At 68.1% G+C, this 7,582-nt stretch carries 5 protein-coding genes; 3 read left to right on the top strand and 2 right to left on the bottom strand.

Going from position 1 to position 7,582, the window contains the following annotated elements:
- Positions 1-287: 287 nt before the first annotated feature.
- Both GKO32_RS30620 and GKO32_RS30615 read left to right on the top strand, forming a co-directional pair.
- Positions 288-1,754, top strand: a complete 1,467-nt coding sequence (locus tag GKO32_RS30620; protein WP_312868832.1) for an MFS transporter — start codon at positions 288-290, stop codon at positions 1,752-1,754.
- A 322-nt stretch (positions 1,755-2,076) separates the two neighbouring features.
- On the top strand, positions 2,077-3,258 hold the full coding sequence (locus tag GKO32_RS30615; RefSeq protein WP_154760379.1) for a low temperature requirement protein A: 1,182 nt from the start codon (positions 2,077-2,079) through the stop codon (positions 3,256-3,258).
- A gap of 48 nt (positions 3,259-3,306) precedes the next feature.
- On the opposite strand, the gene GKO32_RS30610 is transcribed toward GKO32_RS30615, so the two are convergent.
- Both GKO32_RS30610 and GKO32_RS30605 read right to left on the bottom strand, forming a co-directional pair.
- Entirely contained in the window at positions 3,307-4,533 is a 1,227-nt protein-coding gene (locus GKO32_RS30610) for a L,D-transpeptidase (RefSeq protein WP_376766014.1), read from the bottom strand.
- A gap of 107 nt (positions 4,534-4,640) precedes the next feature.
- Positions 4,641-5,531 (bottom strand): patatin-like phospholipase family protein, encoded by an 891-nt coding sequence (locus GKO32_RS30605; RefSeq protein ID WP_154760377.1) that lies wholly within the window; start codon positions 5,529-5,531, stop codon positions 4,641-4,643.
- 140 nt (positions 5,532-5,671) lie between these two features.
- Between GKO32_RS30605 and GKO32_RS30600 the strand changes: the two genes are divergently transcribed.
- A complete protein-coding gene (locus tag GKO32_RS30600) occupies positions 5,672-7,579 on the top strand; it encodes an acyl-CoA dehydrogenase family protein (RefSeq protein ID WP_312868831.1) in 1,908 nt (635 codons plus the stop codon).
- The last annotated feature ends 3 nt before the right edge of the window (positions 7,580-7,582 follow it).

Genomic DNA, 7,582 nt, shown 5'->3' with positions numbered 1-7,582 from the left:
ACCCGGCTCACGCCGGCCCGCCAACCGTTGCGCGCGTCGTGGTTCGGTGTCGCGCCCCGCTCGCCTCAACCCAGCACGCCCGCCGCCAGCGTTCCACCCGCCCCGGTGCCGGCTGTCCGCACCGCCGGCGCCCGGGCCTGTGATGCGCGACCTCGTTCTGCGCCCGCCTCGTCCGGGCCCACTGGTCGGGCCCTGCCCGGCCGCCACCCCATCGCACCCAGCGCGCCACCCCACCCGGGCCCGAAAGCCGCGAAGCGCGCCGACCCCGGCTGCGCCACCATGGCTAAGTGAGCGACTACACCCCGGACCCCCGGCGTTGGAAGGCGCTTGCGGTCACTTTGACCGCCGGTTTCATGACGCTCCTCGACGTCAGCATCGTCAACGTCGCGCTCCCGTCGATCCAGCGCGGCATCGGTGCGGGCGCGGGCACTGTGCAGTGGGTCGTTTCCGGATATGCCCTCACCTTCGGCCTCGTGCTCGTCTCCGGTGGTCGCCTCGGGGACGCGATCGGGCGGCGCCGGATGTTCCTGATCGCGCTCGCCGCCTTCGTCGCCACCAGTGCACTGTCCGGCGCCGCCCCCAATGACGTCGTCCTCGTGGTCGGACGCCTCCTCCAAGGCTGCGCCGCCGGGCTGCTCACGCCCCAGAACTCCGGCCTCATCCAGGATCTCTTCCGCGGCGCCGAACGTGGCCGCGCGTTCGGCATGTTCGGCGCCGTCGTCGGCATCTCGACCGCGATCGGGCCGGTGCTCGGCGGCGTGATCCTCGCCCTGTTCGGCGAACAGGACGGCTGGCGCTGGGTGTTCTACGTCAACGTTCCCATCGGCGCCGTCGCCTTCATCCTCGCCATGCGGCTGGTCCCCGCGAAAGCCGGCCGCCGCACCGAACTCCGGTCCGAGATCGATTTCGCCGGCATCCTCCTGCTGGGCCTGGCCGTGCTCGCCGTGCTGCTCCCGCTGGTCGAGTCCGAACAGGACGGTCTGCGCCGACTCTGGTGGCTCTTCCCGGCCGCGCTCATCCCTGGCGTCGCGTTCGTGTGGTGGGAACACCGCGTCGTCCGTCACGAACGGTCCCCGCTGATCGACATCCGTCTGTTCACCTCGACCCCCGGCTACGCGTCGGGTGCCGCGCTCGGCGCCGTCTACTTCTCGGGCTTCGCGGGGATCTGGCTCGTGTTCGCCCTGTTCTTTCAGCAGGGCCTCGGCTACTCTCCGTTGCAATCCGGCCTCTCGGTGACGCCGTTCGCGCTGGGATCCGCTGTGTCGGCGCCGCTCGCGGGCCGGCTGGTTCCGCGATGGGGGCGCAAGCTCACCGTGACCGGGCTCAGTCTCGTCATCACCGGAATCGGTGTCGTCGCCCTGCTGGCCTGGCGGGACCCCGCCGCGAACGCCAGCCTCGTCCTGGCCGCGCCGTTACTTGTCGCGGGCATCGGCGGCGGCATGGTGGTCGCGCCCAACACCACGCTCACCCTCGAGTGCGTGCCGACCAGGATGGCCGGGGTCGCGGGCGGCGCATTGCAGACCGGCCAACGGATCGGCACCGCCATCGGGACCGCCGTGCTGGCCGGCGTCTACCGCTTGATGGTCACCGCGACACACGGGAACTATCCTGCGTCACTGGCGATCGCGATGCTGTGTTCAGCCGGGTTCGTGCTCATCGCGCTCGCCCTCGGCGCCGGCGAACTCCGGGCCCGACGAGCACAGCGCTCGGCCGAGCGACTACAGGATGTTACCTACGCTGCTCCATCTGAGTGATGCTCTCCTCAATCCGGTAGCGCTACTGAGAGCGACCGGGTAAACCTGGTCGGGCCTTCACTTCGAGGGATTCGCTACAGAAAGTGGCGGTCCGGTTGGCGGTCCGGGGATGGGGCCACCAGCGGGACGAGTCGTAGTAGTCCGTTGGACACGCACGCTCATTTCTCGGCGCCGTGGTCGGCGTCCGCGGGGGACCGTTCGGCGGCAGCGCGAAGGCACCCGCTCGGGTGGGCTCGCAGCAGGGGGAGCTGAGCCCACCCGAGCCCATAGCCGTGAGCGTGATGGGATATCGGCCGCCGTGTCCGTTACCGGAGGAGCCGAGATGCCCGACGAACCCGCGCGCCCGCACACGATCCGGGTGTGGCACCGGCCGATGATCGCCCGCGATCCGGCGGAGGCACACCGCGCGTCGACCCCGCTCGAGCTGCTGTTCGACTTGTGTTTCGTGGTCGCGGTCAGCACCGCGGGCGCTCAGCTGCACCATTCGCTGGCCGAGCACGACATCGGCCACGGCGTCGCCTCGTACCTCGTGGTGTTCTTCGCGATCTGGTGGGGCTGGGTCAATTTCAGCTGGTTCGCGTCCGCTTTCGACACCGACGACGTGCCGTACCGGGTCGCGACTTTCGTGCAGATCCTGGGGGTGCTGGTGGTCGCGGCCGGAGTGTCCGGCGCGTGGCACGGCGACCTCACCACCATCACCGCCGGTTACGTCCTGATGCGGCTCGCGCTGGTCGGGCAATGGCTGCGCGCGGCCCGGCAGGACAGCTCGTACCGTGCGGTTGCGCTGCGCTACGCGCTGGGGATCACGGTCGTGCAGGTGGGCTGGCTGCTGCGGCTGGCGGTGCCGGACTCGTGGTTCTACCCGAGCTTCCTCGTGCTCGCCGCGGCCGAGCTGCTGGTGCCGGTGTGGGCGGAACGGGCGAACCCGACGAGCTGGCATCCGCACCACATCGGCGAGCGGTACGGGCTGTTCACGCTGATCGTGCTCGGGGAGTCGGTGCTCGCGGCGAGCAACGCACTCCAGGAGGCATTGGGCGAGGGGCATTCCGCCGGCACCCTGATCTCCGTCGCGGCGGTCGGCGCGGTCATCGTGTTTTCCATGTGGTGGCTGTATTTCGACCAGTCCCCGCACGTGCGGCTGACCCAGTTCCGGCACGGTTATGTGTGGGGTTACGGGCATTACGTGATCTTCAGTTCCGCCGCGGCCGTCGGGGTCGGGCTGGAGCTGGTGATCGACTACGACACGCACGCCAGCCACCTCGGCGGCATCCCCACGGCACTCGCGCTGACCGTGCCGGTCGCGTTGTACCTGCTGAGCGTGTGGCTACTGCATGTCGGGCCACGCAACGAATGCCGCCCGATCGCCATTGGTTACCCGGTCGCCGCGGTGCTCGTCGTCGCGATGTCCTTCACCCCGCTCCCGGTGCACCTCGCGGCGGTCGTCATCGCGGCACTGGTCGCGACGACGGTCATCGCGCGGCACGGGCATCCGGTCGGGGAATAGCAAAGGCCGGGACCTCCGTGTGGAGATCCCGGCCGTGGGCGCGTCGAGTCAGCTCAGCGCACTGCCCTTCTGCCACTGATCCCACGAGAGCGACCAGTCGCCATAGAGGTCCCAAACCGGCAGTTGTGGGCCGCCTGAGTTGGTCACCTCGACGACGTCACCGAGGCTGAGGTTGTTGAAGAACCACTGCGCGTTGTCGCCGTTGAGGTTGATGCAGCCGTGCGACACGTTCGCACTTCCTTGGGAGCCAACGCTGTTCGGGTTCTCGTGCACGAACTCGCCGTCGTTGGAGATGCGTTGCGACCACTTCTCGACCGACCGGTACGCCTTGGGGTCGGGCGGGCAAACGCCGTAGGTGCACGAGTCCATCGTGTAGTTCGCGGACTTGAACGAGATCACGTGCGCGCCAAGATGGGTCGGCGTGACGTCCTTGCCCATCGAGATCGGCATGGACTTGACCATCTGTCCATTGTGGAAGATCTGCATCTGCTCGGTGTTGCCGTCCGCCTTGGCGATCCACGAGTCGTGCACGTGGTAGGTCTCGGTGCGGTCTTCCGCGCCGTACACGCCGTTCCCGAAGTCGACCCCGTAGATCTTCGCGTCCACCGTCAGCGTCGTGCCCGCCTGCCAGTAGTCCTTCGGGCGGTAGTGCACGTTCTTGTCGTCGATCCAGTACCAGCTGCCTTGCTGCGGCGGGTTCGACTTGACCGACAGCTGCTTTTCCACCGCCGCCTTGTTCTTCACCGCGTAGCTGAACTGGAACACGATCGGCTGGCCGACGCCGACACCGGTCTGCGCGACCGACGAAGGCGCGGGGATCAGGTTCGCGTTGGCCTGTTTCGCCGGTGCGATCGTGCTGATCGTGCTTTGCTGCTCAACGGCTTTGCCCGACGGGTCGGTCGCGTGCGCGACCACCGCGTACTTCGCGCCGTAGCCGAGCTCGTCGCTCGAGGTCCAGGTGGTCTTGTCCGCGGAAAGGGCGCCCTTGACCGCGGTGCCCTTGGCGGAGTTGGTGACGGTGACGTCGGTCAGGGTGCCGCCCGCGGCCTTCACGACGATGGGGGTGGTAGGGCTGATGTTCGTGGCGTCAGCGGCCGGCTCGATCGAAACTTTCACCGCCGAGACCGCATTCGACGACGCCGCGGGGTTGCCCGTATTTCCGTTGCTACTGCCCGAATTGCCGGACGTGCACGCCGAAAGTGCGAGTGCACCCACCAGTAACCCGGTGAGCACGCCGGAACGGAATCTGCCTGCGGCAGGTAAATGCTTGTTCAAGAACATCAGGGTCTCTTTTGTGGGGTCGACAGGAGCGGGCCGGCTTCAAAGTACCGCGCTGGCTCAGACGTCCGACCACGTGGTTTGTTGCGGGAAAGTGGCGTGTGTCACGCACGATTCTCGCCGTCTGACACGATCTTCACGCCCGGCCCGCCATAAAGACCGGGACCGTCCACGACGAGTCCGCCGAGATATCGCGCGGCCGCTTCATAAGCGGCGGCGCGCAGTTGCGCGGTATGGCTGAAATCCAGCGGGCTCATCCGGACCGGCACCGGTCCCGGCAGGTACACGACCGGCACTTGCGCGGCCGCGATCGGGGCTTCGAGCACGGCCTGGTTGCGCATGCTGATCATCGCGGTGTACATCAGCACTTCGGCGAATGTGTGCGGCGGTGACGGGATCTGACCGGGGAACGCGCAGTCGAGCACGACGAGCGATTTCGCGCCCATGCTCAGCGCTTGGCGCATCGGCACGTTCGCGACGAGGCCGCCGTCGTAGAGCAGCCGGCCCTCGTGTTCGACCGGCGGGTAGATGCCGGGAATGGCCGCGCTCGCCAGCAAAACCGGCAGCAGCTCGCCTGAGCGGATGAGGCGCGGCTCGGCCGTGTCGACGTCGGTGGTCACGACTCCGAGCGGCAGTTTCAGGTCTTCGAACGTGGTGCCTTCGCCGAGGTGCTCACGCAGGATCGTGGCGAGACCGGTGTTGGGGAACAGGTTGATCTTCGTGTGGTGCAACGTCCGCACCTGGCTGAGCAGGCCGCCGGGGAACGCCTCCTGCCGCGTCAGCTGCGTCCAGATCTCGGGTAGCCGCCGCACGGCATCCTCCGGGTCGTGGGCGAGGAAGGCGCCGTTGAGCGAGCCGACGGACGTGCCGGCGACCAGATCCGGCCGGATGCCGTGCTCGTCGAGCGCAGCCAGCATGCCGGCTTGCATCGCGCCGAGGCTCCCGCCGCCGCCGAGTACGAACGCGACCGGCCGCGGCAAGGTCAGATCGGACATCGGACTCCCTCCCGATGACCATGGTCCCCCGCGCTCGCGGGCGTGGCCATTCGACGTGAGTAGCGCAACCAGCGGGGGGTTTCGCCGACCCCTACCCGGGGGTAACACTCGTGGTGACAACGAAGTCGAGGAGGCGTGCCGTGACGACGCAACCGAAGGTGACCGAACGAGAGGCCCGCGCGCTTGCCGAGGAGTCCCGGGAGAGCGGCTGGCACAAGCCCTCGTTCGCCAAGGAGCTCTATCTCGGCCGGTTGCGGCTCGACTTGGTGCACCCGCATCCGCGCCTCGCGCCGGAAGCCGCCGCGAAGGCCGAGGAGTTCCTGCGGCGGCTGCGCGAATACTGCGCGACCATCGACGGCAGCGTCATCGAACGCGAATCGCAGATCCCCGACGAGTACGTCAAAGGGCTGGCCGAGCTCGGGTGTTTCGGCATCAAGATTCCCGAGGAGTACGGCGGTCTCGGGCTGACGCAGGTCGCCTACAACAGGGCGCTGATGCTGGTCGGCTCGGTGCATCCGTCGCTCGGAGCGCTGCTCTCGGCGCACCAGTCGATCGGCGTGCCCGAACCGCTCAAGCTCGCCGGAACACCGGAGCAGAAGGCCAAATTCCTGCCCCGCTGCGCGCAGGGTGCGATCACGGCGTTCCTGCTCACCGAACCCGACGTCGGCTCCGACCCGGCACGGCTCGCGACCTCCGCGGTGCCCACCGAAGACAGCGACGCCTACGAGCTGGACGGCGTCAAATTGTGGACTACCAACGGGGTCGTGGCCGAGCTGGTCGTCGTAATGGCACGGGTCCCGGAGTCCGAGGGGCATCGTGGTGGCGTGACGGCGTTCATCGTGGAGATGGACAGTCCGGGCATCACGGTCGAGCGGCGCAACGTGTTCATGGGCCTGCGTGGCATCGAAAACGGCGTCACGCGTTTCCACAAAGTGCGTGTGCCCAAGGAAAATGTCGTCGGCGGCGAAGGTAAGGGGCTCAAGATCGCGCTCGCCACGCTGAACACCGGCCGCCTGTCGATCCCGTCGATGTGTGCCGGGGCGGGCAAATGGTGCGTGAAGATCGCGCGCGAGTGGTCGGCCGCGCGCGTTCAGTGGGGCAAGCCGATCGGCGAGCACGCCGCGGTGGCCAACAAGATCTCGTTCATCGCCGCGACCACGTTCGCGATGGACAGCGTGCAGGAGCTGGCCGCGCACCTGAGTGACGAGGGACGCAACGACATCCGCATCGAGGCGGCGCTGGCGAAACTGTGGACGAGCGAGATGTCGTGCCGCGTAGCCGACGAGCTGCTCCAGATCCGCGGCGGCCGCGGATACGAGACGGCCGCGTCGCTCGCCGCGCGCGGGGAGCGGGCGGTGGGTGTCGAGCAGCTGGTGCGGGACCTGCGCATCAACCGGATCTTCGAAGGGTCCACGGAAATCATGCAGCTGCTCATCGCGCGGGAGGCGGTCGACGCCCATCTGGCGGCCGCGGGCGCGCTGGCCGACGCCGACGCTTCACCACGGGACAAAGCGAAAGCGGCGGCCAAGGCGAGTGGTTTCTACGCGAAATGGTTGCCGCGGCTGGTGACCGGTAAGGGCAACGTGCCCACCTCGTTCCACGAGTTCGGGGTCCTCGCCCCGCACCTGCGTTACATCGACCGGACGGCGCGGAAACTCGCGCGTTCGACGTTCTACGGGATGGCGCGCTGGCAGGCGGGTTTGGAGAGGCGGCAAGGTTTCCTCGGCCGGATCGTCGACATCGGCGCCGAGCTGTTCGCGATGTCCGCGAGCTGTGTGCGGGCTGAGCGGGAAGGTACCGACAGTGCACGGGAACTGGCGGACGTGTTCTGCCGCCAGTCGCGGTTGCGGATCGAGTCGCTGTTCGACGCGTTGTGGGACAACGCCGACGACGAGGCGCGTGAGCTCACCGTGGGTGTCCTCAATGGACGGTACGAATGGCTGGAGGACGGCGTTTTCGACCCGAGTGAGGGCACGGGCCCGTGGATCGCGGACTGGCGTTCCGGTGCGTCGGCGGAACAATCCGTGCACCGGCGGGTGCTTCTATGATCG

This window comes from Amycolatopsis pithecellobii, assembly GCF_009707865.1.
Taxonomy (GTDB): domain Bacteria; phylum Actinomycetota; class Actinomycetes; order Mycobacteriales; family Pseudonocardiaceae; genus Amycolatopsis_E; species Amycolatopsis_E pithecellobii.
Note: the sequence above shows the minus strand (reverse complement) of the source record. Positions and strands in the feature narration are given on the sequence as shown.

Bases quoted from the DNA above. Each gene is read 5' to 3' on its own strand.
- GKO32_RS30615 (WP_154760379.1), top strand. From the start codon at position 2,077: ATGCCCGACGAACCCGCGCGCCCGCACACGATCCGGGTGTGGCACCGG.
- GKO32_RS30605 (WP_154760377.1), bottom strand. From the start codon at position 5,531: ATGTCCGATCTGACCTTGCCGCGGCCGGTCGCGTTCGTACTCGGCGGC.